Below are 26,328 nucleotides of genomic sequence, written 5' to 3'. Positions count from 1 at the left end.
TGTCAGGAGGTCTCCCCGCTTTCGTCGAGGCGACGCTCGACTTCCATGCGTTTGGTCACCCTGTCGCGGCCCGAGACGCCGATCAGTTCGGCGATCCGCCAGATCAGGTGATCCTCGAGTTCGTTGCGCTCGTGGTCGGCATGGACGATCTGCCAGAGCATGCCGATGAATTCGAGCTTCTGGCGCTCATCGAGTTCCTTGTTGATCCGGGACGTGAAGCGGAAGAAGTCGACCGCCTCCTCTTCCTGCTGACGCGCCGTCGCCAGCAATTCACGAAATTCGGGACCGCTGAGATTGAAGTAGTCGCGGATCACCTTTTCGAGCATCTGCTCCTCGGCTGTTTTGACCACGCCGTCAGCCTGGATGACGCTGAGAGCGAGCGCGATCACCGCGACAGCCGGGCTATCCGGCTCCACTTTCGGCGTCTCGCCGCTCAACGCATGGAGAAAACCCATCAGTTTCTCGAACATCCCGGCAGCCTCCCGATCAGAACAGACGCGCGCCGTCGGCGGCTTTCGGTTGCTTGACGCCGGGATCATCGGGCGGCCGCCCGAAGAACGGCTGCACGGGCTCCTCGGCCGGCGGCGGCGCTTTGCGCGAGGCAGTCTGGGCCGGCGCGGGCGCCGGGGCAACGGACGCGGCAGGAGCCACAACGGGTTCGACCGGCGCGGCGCCGACTGGTTCAGGGGTTGCGGCCGGCGCTGGCTCGGCCGTCTGCGTCGCGGCGTCGCGGCGATCCGGCAGGCGGCTAAAAGCTTCGGCGGCGCGGTTGCCGTCCTCGATCGCGCCGGGGCGGGCGCGATGCAGGCTCTTCCATTCGAAAGCGTCGAGCTTGCCGGTGACCGGCGACAACGGCAGCCATACATCCGACGCCTGGCCATCCGCAACCCATTCCGGGTCGCGCGGCGCCCTGAGCGCCTGGGCCAGCCAATGCCGAACGCGGCCCTGATCCCCGGTTTCGGCTTCCTCGATGTCGGCCATCAGCAGGAAAGCGCTTTCACGGTCGTCGATCCGCGCCGCAGCCTCCGCCTTGGCGCGGGCGAGCGCGAATTCACGCGCGCCGAGCGCGGCTGAGGCGACCGCATAGAGCGATTCGTAAGCGTGCGACTGCATGCTCTCCAAGCGCTGGGCCCGGCGCAGCTTGTCTGCCGCAGAGCCGCCGCCCGCTTCGACATAGGCGCTGGCCACCTGCGCATGCGGCGTCAGCTTCCAGGCCTGTTCCAGCACGCCCATCGCCTTGCGCTGATTGTCCTCACGCAGATAGGCCTTGGCGGCGACGAGGCTCGCAGCCACGAGATCAGGCGAGAGCTTCAGCGCGTGAACGGCGTCTTCGCGCGCGCCCTTGGGATCGCCGTCGAGGCGCGAGAGCGCCCGGCCGGCCAGCAGCACGGCCTTCTTGCGGTCATGCGTCTTGCGGTCCATGCCGTTCAGCACCCGCTGCGTTTCCAGAAGCCGGATCGCGTCGTCGAAGCGGCCGGCCTGGGTGCGATATTCCAGCGTGGCTTCCGCCGCCCAGGGCAGATGCGGGGCCTTTTCAACAGCCTTTTCGGCGTAATGGCGCGCCGCTTCATGCGCACCGAGGCGCTGGGCTTCGAGATAGAGGCCGCGCAGGCCGAGTTCGCGCGTTTCGGGATCTTCGGCCATCGCTTCGAACTTCTTGCGCGCGTCCTCGGTCTTGCCTTCGATCAGCAAAGCCTGGGCTTCGAGAAGATGAATGAGCGGTTCGCTGTCGGCGCGGATGAGGCCCTTGGTGCGATCGAGCATGCGGCGCGCCAGCGGCGCATCGCCCGAGCCCACTGCGATCAGCCCGGTCGACAGGGCTTGGTAGCCGCGGTCGCGCTTGCGGGCGCGGAAATAGCGCGTCACCGAATGCGGCGAGGTCCAGATCGCCCGTATCAGCCACCAGACGAGCATGACCGAGGCGATCAGAACCGACACCAGCACGGCTGCAGTCATCAGCGTCATTTCGATGCGCTGGCCCTGCCAGATGATGAAGAGATCGCCCGGACGATCGGCGAGCCACGAAAAGCCATAGCCGACCGCGAGAACGACAGCGATGAAGACAAGGATACGGATCATCTCAAAACCTTTCTTCAGCCCTTGCTGTCGGTGTTGCGCACGGCGTTGGTGAGCGTCTGCGCCACGAGATCCTCCACCTTGATGCGGGCGTCGAGCGCCTGGCGGAAGGACGCGCCGGCCTTCTGACCTTCTTCGGGGAGTTTGTCCCATTCGGCGGCGGCGGCCTTGAGATCGCCATTGGCCAGCCGGTCCTCGACACGGGCCAGGATATCGGCGGGCTGGTCGCCCTGGACATCGCCGACAGGCCGAACCTTGATGGCCGAAAACGCGCTTTCCAGCAGCCGGTCGGTGATGCTCTGATTGGGATCTTCGGGCTTGAGGGCTTCCACCACGAGATCGGCGGTCGCCGGGAAAGACGCGATCAGCTTGGAGCGCGCCGGCGCGCCCGTGTCGGCGAAGGGCCGAAGCGCCGCAACCGCCGGCATGTCTGGCGCGACAGAGGCCAGCGTGTCGAGTTCAGCCGAGAACGGCCCGCCTCGATCGATCGCCGCCTTCAGACCGGCCGAGGCGATGGCGACGGCGACAGCCACATCGTCGCCGGGTTCGGCGGCCTTCTTCTCCAACGCTTCGATACGCATGACGAGTTCGGCGCGGGCTGTTTCCTCGACCTTCCGCGCGTCGTCGAGACCGGCCTTGAGTTCGGTGATTTGCTGGACAAGCGCCGAGATGCGCTGGTCGGCGTCGACGGACAGGCCATTTGCCTTGGGCACATCCTGAAGGCGCGTTTCGATGGCGGCGATCTTGTCGTTGACGGGGGTGAGGTCGACTTCCGGCTTGGCGCTGGCCAGCGCCGCCACGGAGGATTTCAGCGCTTCGACATCGGAAGACACCAGATTGACCGACTGTTCGATCTTCTCGTTGCCGCCCAATGCGGCGAGCACGCCCCAATATTGCAGGCCAGCCGCGCCGGCCAGCGCCACCACGCCGCCGATCAGGCTCGCTGCGATGAGGGACAGGCCGCTCCCGCCGCCGGCAGCAGAACGGGAAGCGGCAGCCGCTGGGGCAGGACCCGTGTTTGAGGGCTCGTCCTTTGGCCCTGCTGCAGATTCGATAATCTCCGGCGTTTCCGGCGCGACAGCGGCGGCCGCGGGCTCTTCGCTCGTCTCCGGCTTTCCAGCTTCTTCCGCCGCTTGAACGGGCTCTGCGGTCAGATCGATCGTCCTGGGATCGACATTGGTCCTGGAATGGCGAGGCTTTTCCGTTTCCATGGCTTTTTCCTTCAATCCTTTTTCCTGACCTTAGCGCCGACCGCAGGCCCCGCAAGTCCCGATGCGACTTTCGGCGAGATGAAACGCTAGAGGAGGTCGATCAGTTCGTCCTCGTCGGGACTAAGACTCGTCACCACGCTGCCGGCGAACTCCTCCGGCACCGCTGCGGCTATATTGCGGCTGAGGCAGAAGAACAGCGTCTTCTTTAACGATTCCCTACTCTGCCGAAAAACTTCCAGTTCGAAAAAGGCGCGGGCATTGTCCTTCGAAAAAATAAAGGCAGCGTCGACTGGATGGTTCACCAGCATTTTCTGCTGATCCGCCAGAGAATAGTCGATCGCATCCATGCCATAGACCTCCGCCGTGCGGCAGGCAAAACCGTGCTCCTGAAGCGTCGCTTCGAAATCCGGCGATCGATTGATGGCGCTGAGATAGAGGACCGATGCGCCTTGAGTGGCGTAGCGACCGGCAATTTCCGCCGCCAACACAGCCCCACCGCCCTGGGTGGCGACCACCATCTTGAAGCCGAGATCCCGGGCATGACGCGCAGTAGTTTTACCGACCGCGAAAAGCGGCGTATCGATATGACGCTCGATCTCCGCTCCCAGCTTGCCGAAACAACGCAGCGCCTCGGCCGACGTGACTGCCAGCACGTTATGCGGCGCGGACAGCGCGTCGCGCGCGGCCGCAAGATCATGAAACGGCTCGAACAGCGGGAAGACGACCGCCTCATGTCCAAGAGCGGCGATCTTCTCGGCGGTCGCCACCCCCTGTTCCCTAGGACGGATAACAAGAACGCGCATCGCTCAGCTCCACAAAGCGAAGAAGTCGGGACCGGCCTCTAAGACAATTGCCTCGCCTGCCTTGCGTCCCAATTCCGCGAAATGGTCGACGGAGCCCTCCAGCGCAATACGATGACAACGCGCGCCATCGGGCGAAAGAATCATGCCGGCAAAAGACAGTCTCTCCCCCTCCACCGTCGCCAGTCCCGCGATCGGCGTGCGACAGGAGCCGTCGAGCACTTCGAGAAAGGCGCGCTCGCAGGTGACCGCTGCAAACGTGGCGCGGTCGTTGATCGGCGCCAACAATTCGGAAATCCTCTCGTCGCCGGCTCGCGCTTCAATGCAGATCGCCCCTTGCGCCGGCGCTGGTGGAAACAGCTGCGGATCGAGAAGCTCGGTGACGACCTCCGGTTTCCCCAGCCGCTTCAGACCGGCGAAAGCAAGAAGCGTGGCGTCGGCGTCGCCTTCGGCGAGTTTTCTCAGCCTTGTGTCGACGAGCCCGCGAAAAATCTTGACCTGGAGGTCCGGCCTCAGCATCCGCACCAGCGCCTGACGACGCAGGGACGCGGTGCCGACCATGGCGCCCTCCGGAAGATCCATCAGCGTCGCCGCCGCGCGTCCCACGAAGGCGTCGCGCACATCCTCGCGCGGCAGATAGGCAGCGATTTCCAGTCCAACCGGAAGCTTTGTCGCCATATCCTTTGAAGAATGAACGGCGAAATCGAGCTCGCCGCACGACAACTGCTCTTCGAGTTCGGCGGTGAACAGCCCCTTGCCGCCGATTTCCGACAGCGGACGGTCGGTGACGCGGTCGCCCTTGGTGGAGAGCACGACGATCTCGAAATCGCTTTCCGCCAGTCCATGGGCTGCCATCAGCCGGTCGCGGGTTTCATGCGCCTGGGCCAGCGCCAGCGGGCTGCCGCGGGTGCCGATCCTGAAAGCTTTTGTTTGCATTTGCGGCATTTCCTTGTAATCGGCTCCCAAGTAATCATCTTTCACCGCATCCGCAATCATTCTTAGGGTCCATGATGGCTGTGCTCCGCGTTCTCGGCATCGAGACAAGCTGCGATGAAACCGCAGCCTCCGTGGTCGAGCGCGGGCAAGACGGTTCGGGACGGATTCTGGCCGATGTGGTGCTGTCGCAGCTCGACGAGCACGCGGCCTATGGCGGCGTCGTGCCCGAGATCGCCGCCCGCGCCCATGTCGAGGCGCTCGACAGCCTGATCCGCGAAGCGCTCGCCCGCAGCAATATGTCGCTCTCCGACATCGATGCGGTCGCGGCCACCGCTGGGCCCGGCCTGATCGGCGGGCTGATTGTCGGGCTGATGACCGGCAAGGCGATATCGATGGCGACCGGCAAACCACTCTATGCCGTCAATCATCTGGAAGGCCATGCGCTGACGGCGCGGCTCACAGACGGGCTCGCCTTCCCCTATCTGCTGCTCCTGGTCTCCGGCGGCCACACCCAGCTGATCCTGGTCAAAGGCGTCGGCGACTATGAGCGCTGGGGCACGACCATTGACGATGCGCTCGGCGAAGCTTTCGACAAGACGGCGAAACTGCTCGGCCTGCCTTATCCCGGCGGCCCGGCGGTCGAAAAGGCCGCTCAGACAGGCGATGCGCAACGCTTCGCATTCCCCCGCCCGCTGGTCGGCGAGGCGCGGCTGGACTTTTCCTTTTCGGGCCTCAAGACCGCTGTGCGTCAGGCGGCGGAAGCGGCCCAGCCGGTTACGGATCAGGACGTCGCCGATATCTGCGCCTCGTTCCAGAACGCCGTCTGCCGCACCATGCGCGATCGCCTCGGCCGCGGCCTGACGCGCTTCAAGGAACGTTTCGCCGGCGAAGCGATCGAGCCGGCGCTGGTGGTGGCCGGCGGCGTCGCCGCCAACAAGGCGCTGCGCGGGGTGTTGACCGAACTGTCAGACCAACACGGCTTCCGCTTCATCGCCCCGCCGCTCAGCCTCTGCACGGATAACGCCGCCATGATCGCCTGGGCCGGTCTCGAGCGCATGGCGCTCGATCTGCCCGCCGATCCCATGACGGTCTCACCGCGTTCGCGCTGGCCGCTCGATGAGAACGCGGCGAGCAAGCTCGGCTCGGGCAAACGAGGCGCCAAGGCATGACCAAGCGGCTCGTCGTCGTCGGCTCCGGCGCATTCGGCACGGCGCTCGCCGCCGCCGCGACCCTTTCGGGCAATGCCGACGTGACGTTGCTCTGCCGCGACGCGGCGCAATCCGACGATCTCAGCCGGACGCGCGTGAACGCGCGCAATCTGCCCGGCTTGCGCCTGCCCGACAGCCTCTCCTTTTCCGCCGACCCCACATGCCTCGATCAGGCTGACGTCGCGCTCTTCGTCATGCCGAGCCAGGCGCAGCGCGCCGCGGCGCAGGCGCTCGGGCGCTACCTGCGGCCAGACATGGCTGTGATCACCTGCGCCAAGGGCATCGATCGTGAGACGGGCGAATTGCTGACCGATCTGCTTGAGCGTGAATTGCCGGGCCGGCGCATTTCTGTGCTCTCGGGCCCGGGCTTTGCCGCCGACATCGCCAAGGGTCTGCCGACCGCCATGGTCGTGGCCTCTGCGACGCTCGACGAGGCGGACGCGCATGCGCGGCTGATCTCAGGTCCGACGTTCCGGCTTTACGCATCCGCCGATCGCATCGGCGTCCAACTGGGCGGCGCGCTCAAGAATGTGCTGGCGATCGCCTGCGGCATCATCGAAGGCGCTGGCCTCGGCGATTCGGCGCGGGCGGCGCTGATTTCGCGGGGGCTGGCCGAAATGTCGCGTTTCGCCGCAGCCTTCGGCGGCGACGCCCACACCGTGCGCGGCCTGTCCGGCCTCGGCGATCTCGTGCTGACCGCCACCTCGCATCAATCGCGCAATCTGCGTTTCGGCATCGAAACCGGCCGCAGCGGCCGCGCCGTGCTTCCCCAGGGCGAACTGGTGGAAGGCGCCGCCGCGGCAGCCGTAGCCGCCCGGCTCGCCACTGAGCGCGGCGTCGATATGCCGGTGACAAACGCCGTCGCTTCGATCATAGAAGGCAATCTCGACGTGGCCTCGGCCATGAATGCGCTGATGACGCGCCCGATCACCACCGAATGAAAGGATAAACCCATGCTCTTCGCCTTTCTCTGCCAGGACAAGCCCGGCGCGCTGCAACTGCGCATGGACACCCGCCCCGAACACGTCGCCTGGCTGAACGAGATCAATGCTTCGGGCGTGCTCACTTTCGCCGGCCCCTTCCTGGACGGCGACAACAAGCCGAATGGAAGCCTGGTCGTGGTCAAGGCTGAAACTTTGGAAGAAGCGCAGGCGATCTCCGCCGCCGATCCCTATGCCAAGGCGGGCCTGTTCGCCTCGGTCGACATCCGGCCGTGGAACTGGGTCTTCAACAATCCGGAGGCCTGATCATGGCCTATTGGCTGTTCAAGTCCGAGCCGTTCAAGTTTTCCTGGGACAATCTGAAAGCCATCGGAGCCAAGGGCCAGGAATGGGACGGCGTGCGCAATTACGCCGCCCGCAACAATATGCGAGCGATGAAACTGGGCGACAAAGGCTTCTTCTACCATTCCAATGAAGGTCTGGCCGTGGTCGGCATTTGCGAGGTCTCAGCGCTCGCCCATCCTGATTCGACGGCTGATGTCCCCACCTGGGAATGCGTCGACGTCCGCGCCGTCTGCGACATGCCCGTGCCGGTGACGCTGGAAAAGGTCAAGAACACGCCTGAGCTCGCCAATATGGCGCTGGTGAAGCTCTCGCGCCTTTCGGTTCAGCCGGTCACCGAAGAGGAATATCGGCTGGTTTGCCGGTTGGGCGGCCTGGACAATCCGCCGCTCTCGCCATGAAAACCGAGCCGCGCGCCTTCATTCTCGCCAATACCGGCGTAATGGCGCCGCCGCATACGCCGGAGATCCGGCTGCGGCTGGCCGATGAGGCGCATGATCTCTGGCTGAAGACCGAGGAAGAACTGGAAGCAATCGGCCTGCCGCCGCCTTTCTGGGCCTTCGCCTGGGCAGGCGGCCAGGGCCTGGCGCGCTACATTCTCGATCACCCCGACTGCGTGGCGGGCAAGCGCGTCGTCGATTTCGCCTCCGGCTCCGGCCTGGTGGCGATTGCAGCGGTGAAGGCGGGCGCGAGCGCCGTCACCGCTGTCGACATCGATCCCTGGACTGAGACCGCAATCGCGCTCAACAGCGATCTCAACGGCGTCGACCTCGCTTTTTCCGGCGAGAATATTGTCGGCCAACCGCTTGAGGCCGATGTCCTGCTCGCCGGCGACGTCTTTTACGACAAGAGTTTCGCCGAGGCGCTCATCCCCTGGTTCGAAACACTGCGACAACAGGGAACAGAGGTGATCGTCGGCGATCCCGGCCGCGCCTATTGCCCGCGCGAGAGAATGCAGGCTTTGGCCACCTATGAGGTGCCGGTGACGCGCGCTTTGGAAGATTCCGAGGTCAAGAAGACCACGGTCTGGCGATTTTCATGATCCGCTAACCATTTCGCCGCACAACTGACCTCTTCAAGGAGGCTCAGGTGAACGACATCCTGATCATAGCGGACGAGACATTGCTGGCCGAGCGCGCGGCCTGGCTTTCCGCACTTGCGGAGGAGCGGCGGCTCTCTGCGCTGACGGTGGAAGCCTATGAGCGCGACACCAGGCAATTCCTGCTGTTTCTCGCCCGCCATCGCGGCAGCCCTGCGCGGCTCAAGGACATCGCCGATCTCAGGCCCTCCGATTTCCGCGCTTTTCTCGCCGCCCGCCGCAAAGATGGGACCGGCGCCCGCTCGCTCGGCCGCAATCTCGCCGGTCTTCGCTCGCTGCTGCGTCATCTCGAAAAGAAGGGTCTGGTCAACGCCGCCGGCGCCCGCGCGGTGCGCGCGCCGAAGCAGGGCAAGAGCCTTCCCAAGCCCCTGTCGGCCGAACAGGCGCTGCTGGTCAGCTCGGACGACGGACAGCTGGCCGACGAGCCCTGGATCGCGGCGCGCAACGCCGCCGTGCTAAGCCTGCTCTACGGCTCGGGCTTGCGCATCTCGGAAGCGCTGTCGCTGAAGCGCGGCGATTTCGCGAGCGGCGTGCAGACGCTGCGCATCACCGGCAAAGGCGGCAAGACGCGCATTACGCCGCTGCTGGCGGCCACGCGCGAGGCCGTGGAGGCCTATCTGAAGCTTTGCCCCTATGCGATCGGAGCCGAAAGCCCGATCTTTCTCGGCGCGCGCGGCGGGCCGCTGCAGCAGGGCATTATCCAGAAGGAAGTGCGCAAGATGCGCTCGGCGCTCGGCCTGCCGGAGACGGCGACGCCGCACAAATTGCGCCATTCCTTCGCCACCCATCTGCTCTCCGCCGGCGGCGATCTCAGAGCCATCCAGGAATTGCTGGGCCATGCGAGCCTCTCGACCACCCAGATCTATACCGGCGTCGACGCCGCCCGCCTCCTGGATGTCTTCGATCGCGCCCATCCGCGCGCCGGTTAACCATTTCGGTTAAGCCGCTGGTGAGCGGCGACGCCTAATCTCTCTTCGACTGAAGACCCAAGGATCGCCATGCTGAACGCACGCCTGCTCGACACCGATGCCGCCTCTGAGAAAGAGGATCGCTTCACGCGCCGGATCGCGATCGGCCTCGCGCTCTTTCCGCTCCTGCTCCTGGCGAGCCTGATCGCCACGCTTTTATCCGCCCTACCCGCTTATGCAGAGGACCAGGCCTGCGGCGGCAAGGATCTGTTGGCCGGTCTGGAGAACAGCAATCCCGCCGCTTACGCCCAGCTCCTCATCCAGGGCGAGAAGGTGAAGAACGGCTCCGCCCGCTTCTGGAAGCTCGAAAAGCCGGGCCAGCAGCCCAACTGGCTGCTCGGCACGATGCATCTGACCGATCCTCGCGTCACCGACCTGCCCGACGCCGCCCGCAGCGCCTTCGACAATGCGGGGACGCTGATCGTCGAATCCGACGAAATACTCGACCAGCAACGCGCAGCCGTCGCCCTGATGGCCAAGCCGGACCTGATGATGTTCTCCGGCAAACAGAGCATCAAGGATTTTCTGACGCCCGAGGACGAGAAGGTGCTGGAGGCCGGGCTGAAGACCCGCGGCATTCCCTTCGCCGCCGTCGTCAAGATGAAGCCCTATATCCTCACCTCGATGGTGGCGCTGTCGCCCTGCGAACTGGCGCGCAAATCTTCGGGCAAGCCGTTTCTCGACATGAAACTCGCCCAGGAGGCCAAAGCCGCCGGCAAATCGGTGAAAGGGGTGGAAACGCTGGCCGAACAGATCGAGGCCATGGCGAGCCTGCCCAACGATTTCCATGTCCGCTCGCTCGTCTCTGCGGTTCGCTATCCCGAATACACCGCCAATGTGATGGAGACGACGATCGATCTCTATCTGACCAGCCGCATGGGTCTGGTGCTGCCCGTCTCCCTCTATTTTGCGCCAGAGAAAAATCCGGAAGACGCCCGCGACATGGCCGCCTTCGAGGAAAAGCTGATCACCATCCGCAACCACCATATGGCCGATCGCGGCGCGCCGATCCTCGACAAGGGCAATGTGTTCATGGCGGTCGGCGCCCTGCACCTGATCGGCGACGAGGGGCTCGTCGAACTGCTGCGGAAAAAGGGCTATAGAGCCACGCCGATCTTCTGATTTTAACGGAAAACGCCTCTCACAAGACGCGGTGGGGATCGCGTCCGACAGCTGCCATCGTCACGGGCACTATGCGCCGGTGAAACGGCGAGACGGCGGCAAGATAGATATAACCAAGGAGATTGTTTCGCTTGACCAGCGTGGTGACGCAGAGCACCCCGCCATGGTTCGACCGGACAATATCGACGACGATCCTGAAATCGAGATGGCGATCGTCAAAGCCCAGAACGGCGCGATTTGGTCCATCTTCGATTACCGGAAAACCTCCGGCGCGCGCTCCCGCGACCATCGCGACCGGCCGAAGGCCCAGACGCTTCACAATCTGATTGCGGAGCACCATCAGCCTGCTCACCCAGAGCGGCGGATGATCGAGCATCTGCCTCGCTGCCTCGAGCGGACGAATGTCCGCGTTCGGAATGGCAGCCTCGAACCGGTCCCGCCAGTCGGCGCCTGGCAACGGATCAATTTCCGGACGATGCTCCATGACCCCAAGCTCCCTCGATCGGGAGCATTCATCCCATGGCTGCGGGTTGGCCGCCATGGGACGGATCGACGCGGAAACGCGGCTCATACCAAGTGTCGATGGTAGGGACCTATAGGATGACCTCAGGCTGGTCGCCGGCTAGGCGCGTCGCGCAGCGCGATGCTCACGCATCGGGCAAGCGGCGCAACGACGCCGGAGACCAGCCTGAGGTCACCTTCGGCCGGCTTCTCTGGCGTTCTGGCGTTGTCGATGTCCTTGCCCGATGCGTGAGCATCGCGCTGCGGACCTCTCCTAGCCAGAACATCCGATCGAGCCGGTCCTATAGGTCCCTATCATCGACACTTGGTATCAGACGCCCTTGGTCATCCGGTCCAGAATATTGGTCTTCCAGTAGAACTTGTGCACGAACACCGCGCCGATATGGGCGATGACCAGGAACCAGAGCGCAAGCTTCATCGGCCCGCCATGGATGAAGCCGGCAATGCCGATATGGCCGTAGAATTTGGCGATGCCGGCGAGCGGCATGGCGATCAGGAGCGCGTAAATCAGCGCATGCGCAAGCTTGGCGACCAGCTGGAAAAAGGCCGGCTCCTCGGCCGGCGCGGCCGGGACGCCCTGAATGAAGCGCAGGATGAGGCGAAGAGCGGTGAAAGCGAGAATGGCGAAACCGCTATAGATGTGGAGATTGGCGGAGGTCCACTCCTCCGGCGTCGGCGTCTTGCCGCCGCCGAGCAGGTCCGTCACCCGCTCGATCTGGCCTGGCAGAAGAAGATTGAAGAAAATCAGCAGCACGGTCAGCCAGTGAAGGGCGCGCTGGGGGACGCTATAGCTCAAGGGCTTCATTTTCTTGCCTTTTATCAAAAAATGATAATGGGTTTCTGGCCCTAGAAACGCAGATTGCGCCCGCTTTCGCAAGGCGCAATCGCATGGTTTACGAAACTTTACGTTCCGACCCGGATCACATGTGGATCGGCTTGAAGAAGGTCGCCAGCGCGGCTTCCTTGACGGCTTCCGACATGGTCGGATGCGCGTGGCAAGTGCGGCCGAGATCTTCCGACGAACCGCCGAATTCCATCAGCACCGCGGCCTCGTGGATCATTTCGCCGGCGCCGAAGCCCACAATGTGGCAGCCCAGCACGCGATCGGTCTGCGCATCGGCGAGGAACTTGACGAAGCCTTCCGTCGCTTCCATGGCGCGGGCGCGGCCGTTGGCGGTGAAGGGGAACTTGCCGACCTTGTAGGCGACGCCCAGCGCCTTCAGCTCTTCCTCGGTCTTGCCGACGGAGGCGACTTCCGGCTGCGTATAGACGACGCCCGGGATAACGTCGTAATTCACATGGCCGTGCTGGCCGGCAAGAATTTCGGCGAGCGCCACGCCCTCGTCTTCGGCCTTGTGCGCGAGCATCGGACCCTTGACCACATCGCCGATAGCGTAGATGCCGGCGACATTGGTGCGGTAGTGGCCGTCGATTTCGATGCGGCCGCGATTGTCGAGCGCCACGCCGGCTTCCTCGAGGCCGAGGCCGGCCGTGAAGGGCTTGCGGCCTGTGGCGATCAGCACCACGTCGGCGTCGATGGTCTCTGCATCGCCGCCCTTGACCGGGGAGAAGGTCACCTGGGCGCCGGTCTCGGTGCGGGTGACGCCGGTGACCTTGGCGCCGAGCTTGAAGTCGAAGCCCTGCTTGGCGAGAATGCGCTGGAATTGCTTGGAGACTTCGCCATCCATGCCGCCGAGGATCGTGTCGAGATATTCGACGACGGTCACCTTGGCGCCGAGGCGGCCCCAGACCGAGCCGAGTTCGAGGCCGATCACACCGCCGCCGACCACAACCAGCTTTTCCGGCACTTTGTCGAGCGCGATCGCGCCGGTCGAGGAGACGATCACGGTCTCGTCGATCTCGACGGCGACGCCCGGAATGCCCGCGACATCCGAGCCGGTTGCGATGACGATGTTCTTGGCGTCCAACACCTGCGTTTCGCCGGCGTCATTGGTGACAGAGACCTTGCCGACGCCGACGATCTTGCCGGTTCCCTGGAAGGCGTCGACCTTGTTCTTTTTGAACAGGTAGGCGACGCCGTCGACATTGGCCTTCACCACGCCGTCCTTGTGACCCATCATCTTCGGCAGGTTGAGCGAGGCCCCGGCGATTTCGATGCCGAGGCTGTCCATGCCATGCGAGACATGGGCGAACTGTTCGGAGGCGTGCAGAAGCGCCTTGGAGGGGATGCAGCCGATATTAAGGCAGGTGCCGCCATAGGTGGCGCGCTTTTCGATGACGGCCGTCTTGAGGCCGAGCTGGGCAGCCTTGACCGCGCAGACATAGCCGCCGGGGCCGGTGCCGATCACGATGACATCATAGGACATGGTCTTTTCCTTCTATGGGGCGGTCAGCGGCCGCCGCTGACATTCAGCATGGCGCCCGTGACATAGGACGCCTGTTCGGACAGAAGATAGAGCGCGGCGTCAGCCACTTCATCGGCGGTGCCGGCGCGCTGCATGGGGATAAGGGAGGCCATCTGGGCGGCGCGATCTGGCAGGCCGCCGGAGGCGTGGATATCCGTGTCGATGACCCCCGGACGGATAGCGTTGACGCGCACGCCTTCGGTGGCGACTTCGCGGGCGAGGCCGAGGGTGAACGTGTCGATGGCGGCCTTGGAGGCGGCGTAATCGACATATTGGCCGGCGCTGCCGATGATGGCGGCCATGGAGGAGATGTTGACGATGGCGCCGCCCCGGCCGCTTTGGTCCGTCGACATGCGCTTGACCGCCTCGCTGGCGCAGCGGATCTTGCCGATGACATTGATCGCGAACATCCGGTCGAGCCGGGCGCGGCTGTAATCGACGACGTTCTGCGGAATATCGACGACGCCGGCATTGTTGACCAGGCCATCAAGCCGACCGAATTCCCGATCCACCGCCGAAAAGATCGCGGCGACGCCCTCTTCCGTCGACGTGTCGCCCTGAACGATGCGCGCCTCGCCGCCTTGCGCCTCAATCTCGTCGGCGAGCGCGCGGGCGGCCGTTTCATTGCTGGCGTAATTGATCATCACCGCCCAGCCCTGGGCCGCAGCCTTGCGGCAGATGGCGGCGCCGATGCCTCGGCTGCCGCCGGTGACGAGGAGAACGGGTTTTTCGGTCATGCGCCGCATCCCTTGAGGGTGAACACGTCCCAGGGAGCGATCCGGTCCTTGGCGTTGTCCCAGGCGGAGGACTGGACGAGCGCCGGTCCGAAGCCGGAGAGCAGGATTTCTGCGGCGGCAGGCTGTCCCTCAGGCGGCAGCAGATTCAGGCGGCCGGCGGCTTCGCCATAGATGACCCCTTCCCACACGGTGCATTTGGCGAGATCTTCGCCGGTCACGTCGCCTTCGGGGCATTGGTTGAACACCATGCCGCTCGATCGCATCACCGGTTCCGTCGCCATCACATAGCCGTCGAGCGCGGGCCGCTTGCCGGGCCTGACAATCTCGAAACGATGGGTGGCCGACGCCGCCTGGCTATCGACCGGCAGGAAGCGGAGCTCGAAGATCTTGTCGGCGTCGGCATAGACCGCCCGTTCCTGCGTGCAGGCGCTGGGCGAGGCCAGCGAAGGGCCAGCGCACAGCAAGACAGACAATCCGGCGAGCGCCCGTCGCATCTCATCCCGCCTTTTCGGTCGCGAGCTTCAGGCCGAAGCCGATGAAGACGACGCCGCTCGCACGGTTGATCCATTTGCTCATGCGGCCGAAGGCGGCGCGCATGGCCGGTGTGGTCATGAAATAGGAGACGCCGACGAACCAGGCGATCAGGCAGGAGGCCATGACCAGGCCGTAACCGAACTTCACCATCGACGGCGTGTCATGGTGCACGACGGCGGAAAACACCGACAGGAAGAAGAACACCGGTTTGGGGTTGAGCGCATTGGCCATGAAGCCGAGAACGAACGCCTTGACGGCGGATTGTTCGCGGGCCCCGGCGCCGACTGCGGCTGGACCAGGTCCAATCTCGCTGGCGCCCGCCCTCAGCGACTGAACGCCGATATAGATCAGATAGGCGACGCCGCACCATTTGATTATGTTGAACAGCAGGATCGACTGGGAAATCACCAGACCAAGACCCAGGATCGTATAGGTCACGTGAAACATCAGCGACACGCCGATGCCGACGCTTGTGATGATCGCGGCGCGACGGCCATGGGTTACCGACTGGCGGATGACCATGGCGAGATCGGCGCCCGGCGACACGATGGCGAAGGAGAATATCGCCATCAGGGACAGAAGTTCGATGAGATAATGCGACATCAACAGGCGTCTCCGATCAGAACAGCAGCGCAACAGCCATGCAGCCGAGCCCGGCCATGGCCACGAGCCAGACGAGCGAGCGGATATAGGATACGCCAAACAGATAGAGCGGAATATAGACGATGCGCCCGGCAAACCAGATGAAGGCGCCGATAAGGCCGAGCCAGGAGTGCGGCTCGGCGATGGCGAGCGCCAGCGCAAGACCGATAAAGGCCGGATAAGTTTCCTGGAAATTTCGCAAGGCGCGCTCGGCGCGGCCAGCGAATTTGCCCTGCGGCTTCCTGCCCTCGTCACGGGGGCCGGCGTTCCATTGCGATCCGAGTTCCCGCGTGGCGAGATTGCCCTGCAGCATGACATGGAAAACCAGCAGCGCGACGCTGAGCGCGACGAGCCCCGGGAAAGTGAGAAGGGTCAGGTTTTCCATGCGGGCCGTCTCCGGAAAGCATCCGGGCACGCTGTAATCGCGCGCCCGGCAAGTTCAGATCAGAGATCGAGGACCAGACGTTCCGGATCTTCCAGGCTTTCCTTGACCCGCACCAGGAAGGTGACGGCTTCCTTGCCGTCGACGATGCGGTGGTCGTAGGACAGCGCGAGATACATCATCGGGCGGATGACGACCTGGCCGCCGATCGCCACCGGACGCTCCTGGATCTTGTGCATGCCGAGAATGCCCGACTGCGGCGCGTTCAGGATCGGCGAGGACATCAGCGAGCCGTAGACGCCGCCGTTGGAGATGGTGAAGGTGCCGCCCTGCATGTCGGCCATCGACAGTTGGCCATCGCGGGCCGCCTTGCCGAGACGGCCGATATCCTTCTCGATCTCGGCGATCGACATCTGGTCGGCGTCGCGGACGATCGGAACGACGAGACCCTTGTCGGTGCCGACGGCCACGCCGATATGGGCGTAGTTCTTGTAGATGATATCGGTGCCGTCGATCTCGGCGTTGACGGCCGGGATTTCCTTGAGCGCATGCGTCACGGCCTTGGTGAAGAAGCCCATGAAGCCGAGCTTCACGCCATGCTTCTTCTCGAAGATGTCCTTGTACTTGTTGCGCAGGCTCATCACCGCGGTCATGTCCACCTCGTTATAGGTGGTGAGCATGGCGGCGGTGTTCTGCGCATCCTTGAGGCGCTTGGCGATGGTCTGGCGCAGGCGGGTCATCTTGACGCGTTCTTCACGGACCTGATCCTGAGCGGAAGACGGCGCGCGAGCGGCCGCCGGAACCGGGGCAGGAGCCGCGGCGGCCGGCTTGGCGATCGCAGCCAGCACGTCTTCCTTCAGCACCTGGCCGCGCTTGCCCGAGCCATCGACGGAGCTGGCAGCGACATTGTTGTCGGCCATCAGCTTGGCGGCGGCCGGAGCCGGCGGCATGCTGGACGCAGCGGCAGCGGGCGCTGCAGCCGGGGCAGGAGCTGCGGCGACCGGAGCGGCGGCGGGGGCCGGGGCAGCAGCCGGAGCCGCGGCGGGCGCAGAAGCGCCAGCGCCTGCGGCGATCTGGCCGAGCAGGCCGCCCGGAGCCACCGTGTCGCCCGCCTGCGCGGTGATTTCAGCAAGCACGCCGGCCGCCGGAGCCGGCACTTCCACCGTCACCTTGTCGGTTTCGAGCTCACAGAGGATTTCGTCGGCGGCGACGGCGTCGCCCACCTTCTTGAACCAAGTTCCAATCGTGGCTTCGCTGACGGATTCGCCGAGTGTCGGGACGCGGATTTCGGTGGCCATGTCGTTTTTCCGTTTATGTGATCGTCAAGGATCGAATGTCGTGTAGCGCGGAACGGAAGCTGAAAATCAGCTTCCGAGCGCGTCTTCGAGGAAGGCGGCAAGCTGGGCGAGATGCTTGGACATCAGACCCGTCGCCGGAGAGGCCGCCGCCGGACGGCCGGTATAGCGCACGCGCTGATACTTGGCGTCGATATGGGCCAGCACCCATTCCAGATAGGGGTCGATGAACGCCCAGGCGCCCATGTTCTTCGGCTCTTCCTGGCACCACACCATTTCGGCGTGGCGGAAGCGGCTGAGTTCGTTGATCAGCGCCTTGGCCGGGAACGGATAGAGCTGCTCGACGCGCAGGAGATAGATGTCGTCGATGCCGCGCTTTTCGCGCTCTTCCAGAAGATCGAAATAGACCTTGCCGGTGCACATCACCACGCGGCGGATCTTGGCGTCCTTCTGCAGCTTGATCGGGCCGTCCTTGATGACCTCGGCATCATCCCAGAGCAGGCGATGGAAAGAGCTTTCGCCGGCCATTTCCGACAGCGAAGACACGGCGCGCTTGTGGCGCAGCAGCGACTTCGGCGTCATGAGGATAAGCGGCTTGCGGAAATCGCGCTTCATCTGCCGGCGCAGGATATGGAAATAGTTCGCCGGCGTCGTGACGTTCGCGACCTGCATGTTGTCTTCGGCGCAGAGCTGCAGGAAGCGCTCGAGGCGAGCCGACGAATGTTCCGGGCCCTGACCTTCATAGCCATGCGGCAGAAGGCAGACGAGACCGGACATGCGCAGCCACTTGCGTTCACCCGAGGAGATGAACTGGTCGAACACCACCTGAGCGCCGTTGGCGAAGTCGCCGAACTGGGCTTCCCACAGCGTCAGCGCGTTCGGACGCGCCAGCGAGTAGCCGTATTCGAAACCGAGAACCGCCTCTTCCGACAGCATCGAGTTGATGACTTCGTATTTAGCCTGGCTCGGCGACAGGTTGGCGAGCGGAATGTAGCGCTCTTCCGTCTCCTGATCGTAAAGCACCGAATGGCGCTGTGAGAAGGTGCCGCGCTCGCAATCCTGGCCGGAAAGGCGGATCTTGTGGCCATCGAGGCAGAGCGAACCGAAGGCGAGCGCTTCGCCCATCGCCCAGTCGATCCCCTCTCCCGTCTCGATCATGTTGGCGCGGTTTTCCATGAAGCGCTGGATGGTCTTGTGCGCCTTGAAACCTTCCGGAATGGTCGAGAGCTTCTTGCCAATTTCCTTGAGCGACTTCATCGGCACGGCGGTCTTGCCGCGACGCTGCTCGTCGGCATTGTCGGCGGTGCGCAGACCGGACCAAAGGCCATCGAGCCAGTCGGCCTTGTTCGGCTTGTAGGCCTGGCCGGCTTCGAATTCCTGCTCGAGATGAGCGCGCCAGTCGGCCCGCATCTTTTCGAGTTCACCCTGGGTGATCAGACCCTCGGCAATCAGACGTTCGGCGTAGAGCTGCACGACGGTCTTGTGGCCGCGGATGACCTTGTACATCTTCGGCTGGGTGAAGGAGGGCTCGTCGCCTTCGTTGTGACCGAAGCGGCGATAGCAGAACATATCGATGACGACGGGCTTGTGGAACTTCATCCGGAATTCGGTCGCCACCTTGGCGGCGTAGACGACGGCTTCCGGATCATCGCCGTTGACGTGGAAGATCGGCGCTTCGATCATCTTGGCGACGTCGGACGGATAGGGCGACGAGCGCGAGAAGGCCGGATTGGTGGTGAAGCCGATCTGGTTGTTGATGATGAAGTGCATGGTGCCGGCGACGCGGTGACCGCGAAGACCGGAAAGACCGAGAATTTCGGCGATGACGCCCTGGCCCGCAAATGCCGCATCGCCGTGGAGAAGCAGCGGCAGAACCTTGGCGCGCTCCTTGAGCGGGATGATGTCGCCGTCCCAGGTCTGGGCCAGTTGGTCCTGCTTGGCGCGGGCCTTGCCCATCACCACCGGGTCGACGATTTCCAGATGCGACGGATTGGCGGTCAGCGAAAGGTGGACCTTGTTTCCGTCGAATTCGCGGTCGGACGAGGCGCCGAGATGGTACTTCACGTCGCCCGAGCCTTCCACGTCGTCGGGCGCGTAGGAGCCGCCCTTGAATTCGTGGAACACGGCGCGATGCGGCTTGTGCATCACATTGGTCAACACGTTCAAGCGGCCGCGATGGGCCATGCCGAGCACCACTTCCTTGAGCCCGCTCTGGCCGCCGCGCTTGATGATCTGCTCGAGCGCCGGGATCAGCGATTCGCCGCCGTCGAGACCGAAGCGCTTGGTGCCTTTGTATTTCACGTCGATAAACTGCTCGAAGCCCTCAGCCTCGATCAGCTTGGAGAGGATGGCCTTCTTGCCGGTCGGGGTAAAATCGACGCCCTTGTCCGGGCCTTCGATACGCTCCTGGATCCAGGCCTTCGCCTCGGGATCGGAGATATGCATAAATTCTACGCCGAGCGTCGAGCAATAGGTGCGCTCAAGGATATCGATCATCTGGCGCACGGTCGCGTATTCGAGGCCGAGCACGTTGTCGATGAAAATCTTGCGGTCGAGGTCCTCGGGGCCGAAGCCGTAATTGGACGGCGACAACTCGTTGAAGTCTTCGACGGGGGCGGCGATCCCGAGCGGATCGAGCTTGGCGTGCAGATGGCCGCGCATGCGATAGGCGCGGATCATCATGATGGCGCGCACGGAATCGCGCGCAGCGCGCTCGATGTCGGCCGGGTTCGCAGACGCTGCGCCCGGCGTCGCGGCGGCCTTCGCCTCGATCTTCTTCGTCACGGCCTTTTCGACCGCAGGCCAGTCGCCGTCGAGCGCGTTGACGAGTTCGCCATTGGCGGCGAGCGGCCAGCTCTTCTTCTGCCAGGACGCGCCTTTGGCTGCCTTGGAAACATCGCCCGGATTGTCCTGAAGCGCGCGGAAGAATTCCTGCCATTCGGGCGTCACCGAGTCAGGGTTTTCCTGGAAGCGGGCGTAAAGCTGCTCGATATAGTGGGCGTTGGCGCCGTCCAGGAAGGATGTCGCCAGGAAATTCTGATTGGCCTCTTGCCTTGCCATGTTTCCAATGCGGAGCGGGCTCCGCCTCCTGATCTGTCGTCAGGGCCGGTTTGCCGGCCCGGTTTGCAAAGGCGGAGGATTGACCTCCGCCTTCCTGTCATCAGCCCTTGAGCACTTCGACCAAGGTTTTTCCAAGGCGCGCCGGCGAAGGCGACACCTTGATGCCGGCCGCTTCCATGGCGGCGATCTTGGATTCAGCGTCGCCCTTGCCGCCGGAAACCACGGCGCCGGCATGGCCCATGGTGCGGCCCTTCGGCGCCGTGCGGCCCGCGATGAAGCCGGCCATCGGCTTCTTGCGGCCCTTCTTGGCTTCGTCGATCAGGAACTGCGCGGCGTCTTCTTCGGCGGAGCCGCCGATTTCGCCGATCATGATGATCGAGGTCGTCGCGTCGTCGGCGAGGAACATTTCCAGCACGTCGATGAATTCGGTGCCCTTGACCGGATCGCCGCCGATACCGACGGCGGTCGTCTGGCCCAGGCCTTCGTTCGAAGTCTGGAACACCGCTTCATAGGTCAGCGTTCCCGAGCGCGACACGATGCCGACCGAACCCTTGCGGAAGATCGAGCCCGGCATGATGCCGATCTTGCATTCTTCCGGCGTCAGGATGCCCGGGCAGTTAGGGCCGAGCAGGCGCGATTTTGATTTGTCGAGCTTGGCCTTGACCCGCACCATGTCCATGACCGGGATGCCCTCGGTGATGCAGGTGATGAACGGGATTTCGGCGTCGATCGCTTCGATGATCGCGTCCGCGGCGCCAGCCGGGGGGACATAGATCACGGTCGCATCGGCGCCGGTCTTGTCGCGGCCTTCGGCGACGGAAGCGAAGATCGGCAGGCTTTCGCCCTTGGAGCCAGTCCAGGTTTCGCCGCCCTTCTTGGGATGAATGCCGCCGACCATCTGCGTGCCGTAATAGGCAAGCGCCTGTTCGGTGTGGAAGGTGCCGGTCTTGCCGGTCAGGCCCTGAACCAGGACCTTGGTGTTCTTGTTGACGAGAATCGACATAGTGTTCCGGTCCTTCCGATTAGCCGTTGATCGCCGCGACGATCTTCTTGGCGGCGTCGTCCAGATCGTCGGCAGCGGTGATCGCCAGGCCCGATTCGTTCAGGATCTTCTTGCCAAGCTCGACATTGGTGCCTTCGAGACGCACAACGAGCGGAACCTTGAGGCCCACTTCCTGCACGGCCGCGACCACGCCTTCGGCGATGACGTCGCACTTCATGATGCCGCCGAAGATGTTGACGAGGATGCCCTCGACCTTGGGGTCAGCGGTAATGATCTTGAAGGCCGCCGCCACCTTCTCCTTGCCGGCGCCGCCGCCGACGTCGCAGAAGTTCGCCGGCTCCTTGCCGTAGAGCTTGATGATGTCCATGGTCGCCATGGCCAGACCAGCGCCGTTGACCATGCAGCCGATATTGCCGTCGAGAGCGACGTAAGCGAGATCCCACTTCGACGCTTCGATTTCCTTGGCGTCTTCCTCGGTCTCGTCGCGCAGCGCCTTGACGTCGTCATGGCGGAACAGCGCGTTGCCGTCGAACGACACCTTGGCGTCGAGAACGCGCAGATGGCCATCGGTCATGACGATCAGCGGGTTGATCTCGAGCAGCGACATGTCCTTCTCACTGAAGGCCTTGTAGAGGATCGGGAACAGCGACTTGGCGTCTTCGGCGGCTGCGCCGTCGAGTTCGAGCGCGGAAACGATCTTGGCCACGTCGTCGGCGGTGACGCCGGTTTCCGGGTCGATCGCGATCGTGTGGATCTTTTCGGGCGTGTCATGGGCGACCGCCTCGATGTCCATGCCGCCTTCGGTCGAGACGACGAAGGCCACGCGGCCGACCGAACGGTCGACGAGCAGCGAGCAATAGAGTTCGCGAGCGATGTCGGCGCCGTCCTCGATATAGAGGCGGTTGACCTGCTTGCCGGCTTCGCCGGTCTGGGCGGTCACCAGCGTGTTGCCGAGCATGTCCTTGGCGTGAGAGACGGCTTCCTCGATCGATTTCGCGAGTCGCACGCCGCCCTTGGCGTCGGGGCCGAGTTCCTTGAACTTGCCCTTGCCGCGGCCGCCGGCGTGGATCTGGCTCTTCACCACGTAGAGCGGACCGGGAAGCTGCTTGGCGGCGGCTTCGGCCTCATCGGCCGAAAGGATCGCCACGCCCTGGGCGACCGGCGCGCCATAGCCCTTCAGAAGGGCTTTTGCCTGATATTCATGAATGTTCATTGGGAAATCCTGTCAGGAAACGGATTACTTCAGCGACGGCGCGATGTTGACGCAGGCTTCGCAGAGGCCGGCGACGGAAGCGACCGACTTGTCGAAGGCGGCCTTTTCGGCGCCGTTCAGATCGATCTCGATGATGCGCTCGACACCGCCCTGGCCGATGACCGTGGGAACGCCGACATACATGTCCTTCACGCCATACTGGCCGTTGAGATAGGCGGCGCAGGGCAGGACGCGCTTCTTGTCCTTGAGGAAGGACTCCGCCATCACGATGGCCGAAGCAGCCGGCGCGTAGTAGGCCGAGCCGGTCTTAAGCAGGCCGACGATTTCAGCGCCGCCGTCACGGGTGCGCTGGATGATTTCCTCGAGGCGCTCCTTGGAGACCCAGCCCATGTTGACCAGATCCGGAAGCGGAATGCCGCCGACGGTGGAGTAGCGGGCGAGCGGCACCATCGTGTCGCCATGGCCGCCGAGCACGAAGCCGGTCACGTCTTCGACCGAAACGTTAAATTCCTGCGCCAGGAAGTAGCGGAAGCGGGCGGAGTCGAGCACGCCGGCCATGCCGACCACCATGTTCTTCGGCAGGCCGGAGAACTTCTGCAGCGCCCAGACCATGGCGTCGAGCGGATTGGTGATGCAGATGACAAAGGCGTTCGGGGCATATTTCTTGATGCCGGCGCCGACCTGTTCCATGACCTTGAGGTTGATGCCGAGAAGATCGTCGCGGCTCATGCCCGGCTTGCGCGGCACGCCGGCGGTGACGATGCAGACATCGGCGCCTTCGATGGCCGAATAGTCGCTCGCGCCCTGATAATGCGCGTCGAAGCCGTCCACCGGCGAGGACTCGGCAATGTCGAGACCCTTGCCCTGCGGAATGCCGTCGGCAATGTCGAACAGCACGACGTCGCCGAGCTCTTTCATGCCCGCGAGATGCGCCAGCGTGCCGCCGATCATGCCAGAACCGATGAGTGCGATTTTCTTACGCGCCATGGGAAATCTTTCCTTCAGGTTGTTGGACGCAGGGCGCTTCGCAATCAGGGCCCTGGATGGCGCATCGGAGTAAACCCAAAAGGTTAAAATATCAACACATTATTTTGACGTAAGCAAATTCAATCGGTTAGAACTATATTTTCTTACGTAAACGTCAAAGTTTGTCGCACGGCTGAAATAGTTGACCGCCTATTGTTCGCACGATTCCAGATAGTCGCGGCTGCGCATCTCGAAGAGACGGGACACGGTGCGGTCGAATTCGAAACCGACCGTTCCTCGCCGGACCGGCAGAAGCTCCTCCGGCATCACGGCCGCCGAGGCCACCAGCCGGACGTGATTGTCGTAAAGCGTGTCGACCAGATTGATGAACCTCTTGGCTTCATTCTGCTTTTCGACCGTGAGCACCGGCACGCGCTCCACGAACACCGTTCTGTAGCGTTCGACGAGCGCGAGATAATCGGTGGCGCCGAGGGGCGCCTCGCAGAGATCGGCGAAGGTGAAGCGTGCGGCGTCGCCCGCGGCTTGCGGCACCCGGATCGTTCTGCCCGGCCGTTCGATCTCCGCCGGACTGCTCTTTGCGCCGTCGGTCATCGACCGCCAGGCGGATTCGATCCTGGCGTCGGCCTCATCGCCGAGAGGCGTCAGCCAGACGGGCAGGCTGCGGTTCTTCTCCATGCGGTAGTCGGTCGGGGTGTCCAGCGAGACGACATCGACATACTGCTTGAGAAGATCGACGAAGGGGAGGAACAGCTGGCGGTTCAGCCCGTCCTTGTAGAGATTGTCCGGCTCGACATTGGACGTCGCCACCAGCACGCAGCCTCGCGCGAACAACTCGGTGAAGAGCCGCGACAGGATCATGGCGTCGGCGATGTCGGTGACGGTGAATTCGTCGAAGCAGAACAGCGTCGCTTCTTTGGCAATGGCTTCTGCAACGGGCGGCACAGGATCGGCCTGTTTCGTTTCGCCGCGCTTCAGCTTCTGGCGATGCTCGTGAATCCGCGCATGCGCATCCGCCATGAATTCATGGAAATGGGCGCGGCGCTTGCGTTCGATGGGCGCCAGCGCAAACATCAGGTCCATCATCATGGTCTTGCCCCGGCCGACGCTGCCATGGACATAAAGCCCGCGCACCGGTTCTTTCGAACGGCGCTTGGAGGCGAACAGCCAGCCGAGCGCCGAACTCTTCGCCGCCGGCTTCTGCGATTTCAGCGCTTCGAGAATGCCGTCCAGGCGCTTTGCGATGGCGATCTGCTGCGCATCGCGGGTGATTTCGCCGGCCGCTGCCATCGCCTCCAGCCGTTCGACGACGCTGGCGGCATAATCCGGAGGCGCTTTCATAAAATGTTGGACCTCAGCGGCTCAGGCTGACAAGCTGGCCGCCATTGACCGTGCCGTCATAGCGGTTTTCCGCCGACTTGTAGAGCGTGGCGATGGTGTTGCCGGCGCGGTCGCGCAGCATCACCTGCTTGCCCGAAACCTCCCAGGATCCCATGCCGGCGAGCGGGCCGACGCAGCCGCGGGTGCCGCCGCGCGATCCCGAGCCGAGATTGGTCAAGGTCAGGAACATGTCGCAGCCGGCGCCGGCGGAATTGACCTTCCAGCCGCCGACCATCGTTTCCTTCTTGACGTCCAGGGCCGTAGCGGGCGCCGCGCCGGCGGGATTGGCTGATGCGACCTGCTGCCCCTCGAGACCGGGGGCGACGGTCGGTTTCTCAGGAAATTGAGAGGTGGACGTGGTCGGATCGGGCAATTGACCCGACTGGACCTGACCGATCGGCTGAGCCTCCAGAGGTTGCGGACGAACGCCGGTGTCGATGTCGTCCATCCTGTCGCTCGCGCAACCGGCAAGCATCGCCATGGAAACCATCATGCCGACGACGGGTGTAATTCGCATCCCAGACTCCTAGAAACCGTCCTGTATGACCATGCGTGAAATGTGGCGGAATTACCGTAGGACGCCATGGTTAATCAAGCGCTAAGGTTGCCGGGCGAAAATTTTGGCCCTGCTTTACCGCCATTGCCGCGAAACTGCCGAAATGAACGGAAGTTCCGCGCCCGCATGCAAAAACGCCGGGCTTTTCGCCCGGCGCCGTGGCCCGCCGTCAGCTGCGGCGTTCGACCATCATCTTTTTGATTTCGGCGATCGCCTTGGCGGGGTTCAGACCCTTGGGGCACGCCTGGGCGCAATTCATGATCGTGTGGCAGCGATAGAGCCGGAACGGATCTTCGAGATTGTCGAGACGTTCGCCCTTGGCTTCGTCTCTCGAGTCGATCAGCCAGCGATAGGCCTGCAGCAGAACAGCCGGACCGAGATAGCGGTCGCCGTTCCACCAGTAGCTCGGACAGGAGGTCGAGCAGCAGGCGCAGAGAATGCATTCATAGAGACCGTCGAGCTTCTGACGGTCGTCATGGCTCTGCTTCCATTCCTTGGCCGGCGTCGGAGACACCGTCTTCAGCCAGGGCTCGATGGAGCGGTGCTGGGCGTAGAAGTTGTTGAGATCCGGCACCAGATCCTTCACGACAGGCATATGCGGCAGCGGATAGATCTTCACCGTGCCCTTGATGTCGTCCGTGCCCTTGGTGCAGGCGAGTGTGTTGGTCCCGTCGATATTCATCGCGCAGGAGCCGCAAATGCCTTCGCGACAGGAGCGGCGGAAGGTCAGTGTCGGGTCGATCTTGTTCTTGATGTAGAGCAGCGCGTCGAGCACCATCGGACCGCAGTCGTCGACATCGACGTAATAGGTGTCGATCGACGGATTCTTGCCGTCGTCGGGCGACCAGCGATAGACGCGATACTCACGGACATTCTTGGCGCCGGCCGGCTTCGGCCAGACCTTGCCTTCCGTCACCTGCGAATTCTTGGGCAGTGCGAGTTCAACCATGA

General features: G+C 63.6%; 27 protein-coding genes. 7 read left to right on the top strand and 20 right to left on the bottom strand.

The annotated features are described in order from the left end of the window. Window positions 1-2: 2 nt before the first annotated feature. From E8Q41_RS18845 to hemC, 5 genes are all read right to left on the bottom strand, one after another. Window positions 3-470 (bottom strand): TerB family tellurite resistance protein, encoded by a 468-nt coding sequence (locus E8Q41_RS18845; protein ID WP_170976533.1) that lies wholly within the window; start codon window positions 468-470, stop codon window positions 3-5. Window positions 471-486: 16 nt separating this feature from the next. Then, the gene (locus E8Q41_RS18840) at window positions 487-2,079 is read right to left on the bottom strand and encodes a heme biosynthesis protein HemY (protein WP_137157096.1); all 1,593 of its coding nucleotides are present in this window, start codon (window positions 2,077-2,079) and stop codon (window positions 487-489) included. A 14-nt stretch (window positions 2,080-2,093) separates the two neighbouring features. After that, a complete protein-coding gene (locus tag E8Q41_RS18835; protein WP_137157095.1) occupies window positions 2,094-3,287 on the bottom strand; it encodes a COG4223 family protein in 1,194 nt (397 codons plus the stop codon). Window positions 3,288-3,373: 86 nt separating this feature from the next. Continuing rightward, window positions 3,374-4,054, bottom strand: coding sequence for a uroporphyrinogen-III synthase (locus E8Q41_RS18830; protein ID WP_170976532.1), 681 nt, complete (start codon window positions 4,052-4,054; stop codon window positions 3,374-3,376). A gap of 39 nt (window positions 4,055-4,093) precedes the next feature. Next, entirely contained in the window at window positions 4,094-5,023 is a 930-nt protein-coding gene (gene hemC, locus E8Q41_RS18825; protein WP_137157093.1) for a hydroxymethylbilane synthase, read from the bottom strand. A 71-nt stretch (window positions 5,024-5,094) separates the two neighbouring features. Between hemC and tsaD the strand changes: the two genes are divergently transcribed. The 7 genes from tsaD (at window position 5,095) to E8Q41_RS18790 (ending at window position 10,703) form a co-directional block, all read left to right on the top strand. Beyond that, the gene (gene tsaD / locus E8Q41_RS18820) at window positions 5,095-6,192 is read left to right on the top strand and encodes a tRNA (adenosine(37)-N6)-threonylcarbamoyltransferase complex transferase subunit TsaD (RefSeq protein ID WP_137157092.1); all 1,098 of its coding nucleotides are present in this window, start codon (window positions 5,095-5,097) and stop codon (window positions 6,190-6,192) included. Next, complete coding sequence (locus E8Q41_RS18815; RefSeq protein ID WP_137157091.1) at window positions 6,189-7,172, top strand: NAD(P)H-dependent glycerol-3-phosphate dehydrogenase; 984 nt, start codon at window positions 6,189-6,191, stop codon at window positions 7,170-7,172. The genes tsaD and E8Q41_RS18815 overlap by 4 nt, the downstream gene beginning before the upstream one ends. A gap of 12 nt (window positions 7,173-7,184) precedes the next feature. Next, entirely contained in the window at window positions 7,185-7,478 is a 294-nt protein-coding gene (locus E8Q41_RS18810) for a YciI-like protein (protein WP_137157090.1), read from the top strand. Between the two features lie 2 nt (window positions 7,479-7,480). Next, window positions 7,481-7,915 (top strand): EVE domain-containing protein, encoded by a 435-nt coding sequence (locus tag E8Q41_RS18805; RefSeq protein ID WP_137157089.1) that lies wholly within the window; start codon window positions 7,481-7,483, stop codon window positions 7,913-7,915. Continuing rightward, window positions 7,912-8,556: a methyltransferase gene (locus tag E8Q41_RS18800; RefSeq protein ID WP_137157088.1), complete on the top strand. Its 645-nt coding sequence runs from the start codon at window positions 7,912-7,914 to the stop codon at window positions 8,554-8,556. Before E8Q41_RS18805 ends, E8Q41_RS18800 begins: the two co-directional genes overlap by 4 nt. A 47-nt stretch (window positions 8,557-8,603) precedes the next feature. Beyond that, entirely contained in the window at window positions 8,604-9,542 is a 939-nt protein-coding gene (locus E8Q41_RS18795) for a tyrosine recombinase XerC (RefSeq protein ID WP_137157087.1), read from the top strand. Window positions 9,543-9,611: 69 nt separating this feature from the next. Beyond that, window positions 9,612-10,703 (top strand): TraB/GumN family protein, encoded by a 1,092-nt coding sequence (locus E8Q41_RS18790; protein WP_137157086.1) that lies wholly within the window; start codon window positions 9,612-9,614, stop codon window positions 10,701-10,703. A gap of 19 nt (window positions 10,704-10,722) precedes the next feature. Here the strand turns inward: E8Q41_RS18790 and E8Q41_RS18785 are convergent, their stop codons facing one another. The 15 genes from E8Q41_RS18785 to E8Q41_RS18715 form a co-directional block, all read right to left on the bottom strand. Further along, entirely contained in the window at window positions 10,723-11,187 is a 465-nt protein-coding gene (locus E8Q41_RS18785) for a DUF2867 domain-containing protein (protein WP_137157085.1), read from the bottom strand. Window positions 11,188-11,535: 348 nt separating this feature from the next. Next, complete coding sequence (locus E8Q41_RS18780) at window positions 11,536-12,030, bottom strand: cytochrome b/b6 domain-containing protein (protein WP_137157084.1); 495 nt, start codon at window positions 12,028-12,030, stop codon at window positions 11,536-11,538. A 115-nt stretch (window positions 12,031-12,145) separates the two neighbouring features. Next, a complete protein-coding gene (lpdA, locus tag E8Q41_RS18775; RefSeq protein ID WP_137157083.1) occupies window positions 12,146-13,552 on the bottom strand; it encodes a dihydrolipoyl dehydrogenase in 1,407 nt (468 codons plus the stop codon). A 23-nt stretch (window positions 13,553-13,575) separates the two neighbouring features. Further along, window positions 13,576-14,328 (bottom strand): SDR family oxidoreductase, encoded by a 753-nt coding sequence (locus E8Q41_RS18770; RefSeq protein WP_137157082.1) that lies wholly within the window; start codon window positions 14,326-14,328, stop codon window positions 13,576-13,578. Then, the gene (locus tag E8Q41_RS18765; RefSeq protein WP_137157081.1) at window positions 14,325-14,822 is read right to left on the bottom strand and encodes a hypothetical protein; all 498 of its coding nucleotides are present in this window, start codon (window positions 14,820-14,822) and stop codon (window positions 14,325-14,327) included. The genes E8Q41_RS18770 and E8Q41_RS18765 overlap by 4 nt, the downstream gene beginning before the upstream one ends. 1 nt (window position 14,823) lies before the next feature. Further along, on the bottom strand, window positions 14,824-15,465 hold the full coding sequence (locus tag E8Q41_RS18760; protein WP_137157080.1) for a LysE family transporter: 642 nt from the start codon (window positions 15,463-15,465) through the stop codon (window positions 14,824-14,826). Window positions 15,466-15,481: 16 nt separating this feature from the next. Next, window positions 15,482-15,889, bottom strand: coding sequence for an MAPEG family protein (locus E8Q41_RS18755; protein WP_137157079.1), 408 nt, complete (start codon window positions 15,887-15,889; stop codon window positions 15,482-15,484). Window positions 15,890-15,948: 59 nt separating this feature from the next. Further along, on the bottom strand, window positions 15,949-17,184 hold the full coding sequence (odhB, locus tag E8Q41_RS18750) for a 2-oxoglutarate dehydrogenase complex dihydrolipoyllysine-residue succinyltransferase (protein WP_137157078.1): 1,236 nt from the start codon (window positions 17,182-17,184) through the stop codon (window positions 15,949-15,951). 66 nt (window positions 17,185-17,250) lie between these two features. Further along, entirely contained in the window at window positions 17,251-20,241 is a 2,991-nt protein-coding gene (locus tag E8Q41_RS18745; RefSeq protein WP_137157077.1) for a 2-oxoglutarate dehydrogenase E1 component, read from the bottom strand. A 100-nt stretch (window positions 20,242-20,341) separates the two neighbouring features. Continuing rightward, window positions 20,342-21,244, bottom strand: coding sequence for a succinate--CoA ligase subunit alpha (sucD, locus tag E8Q41_RS18740; RefSeq protein ID WP_137157076.1), 903 nt, complete (start codon window positions 21,242-21,244; stop codon window positions 20,342-20,344). Window positions 21,245-21,263: 19 nt separating this feature from the next. Further along, window positions 21,264-22,457, bottom strand: a complete 1,194-nt coding sequence (gene sucC / locus E8Q41_RS18735) for an ADP-forming succinate--CoA ligase subunit beta (RefSeq protein ID WP_137157075.1) — start codon at window positions 22,455-22,457, stop codon at window positions 21,264-21,266. Between the two features lie 24 nt (window positions 22,458-22,481). Beyond that, complete coding sequence (gene mdh, locus E8Q41_RS18730; protein WP_137157074.1) at window positions 22,482-23,444, bottom strand: malate dehydrogenase; 963 nt, start codon at window positions 23,442-23,444, stop codon at window positions 22,482-22,484. A 189-nt stretch (window positions 23,445-23,633) separates the two neighbouring features. After that, window positions 23,634-24,782: a cell division protein ZapE gene (gene zapE / locus E8Q41_RS18725; RefSeq protein WP_137157073.1), complete on the bottom strand. Its 1,149-nt coding sequence runs from the start codon at window positions 24,780-24,782 to the stop codon at window positions 23,634-23,636. A gap of 13 nt (window positions 24,783-24,795) precedes the next feature. Further along, window positions 24,796-25,296, bottom strand: coding sequence for a protease inhibitor Inh/omp19 family protein (locus E8Q41_RS18720; RefSeq protein ID WP_246660252.1), 501 nt, complete (start codon window positions 25,294-25,296; stop codon window positions 24,796-24,798). Window positions 25,297-25,546: 250 nt separating this feature from the next. Continuing rightward, on the bottom strand, window positions 25,547-26,326 hold the full coding sequence (locus E8Q41_RS18715) for a succinate dehydrogenase iron-sulfur subunit (protein ID WP_137157071.1): 780 nt from the start codon (window positions 26,324-26,326) through the stop codon (window positions 25,547-25,549). Window positions 26,327-26,328: the final 2 nt, after the last annotated feature.

The sequence above is a fragment of the Rhizobium sp. FKL33 genome, from assembly GCF_005222915.1.
Classification (GTDB): domain Bacteria; phylum Pseudomonadota; class Alphaproteobacteria; order Rhizobiales; family Rhizobiaceae; genus Rhizobium_E.
The sequence above is the reverse complement of the archived record's forward strand: the minus strand, read 5'-3'. Positions and strand labels throughout refer to the sequence as shown.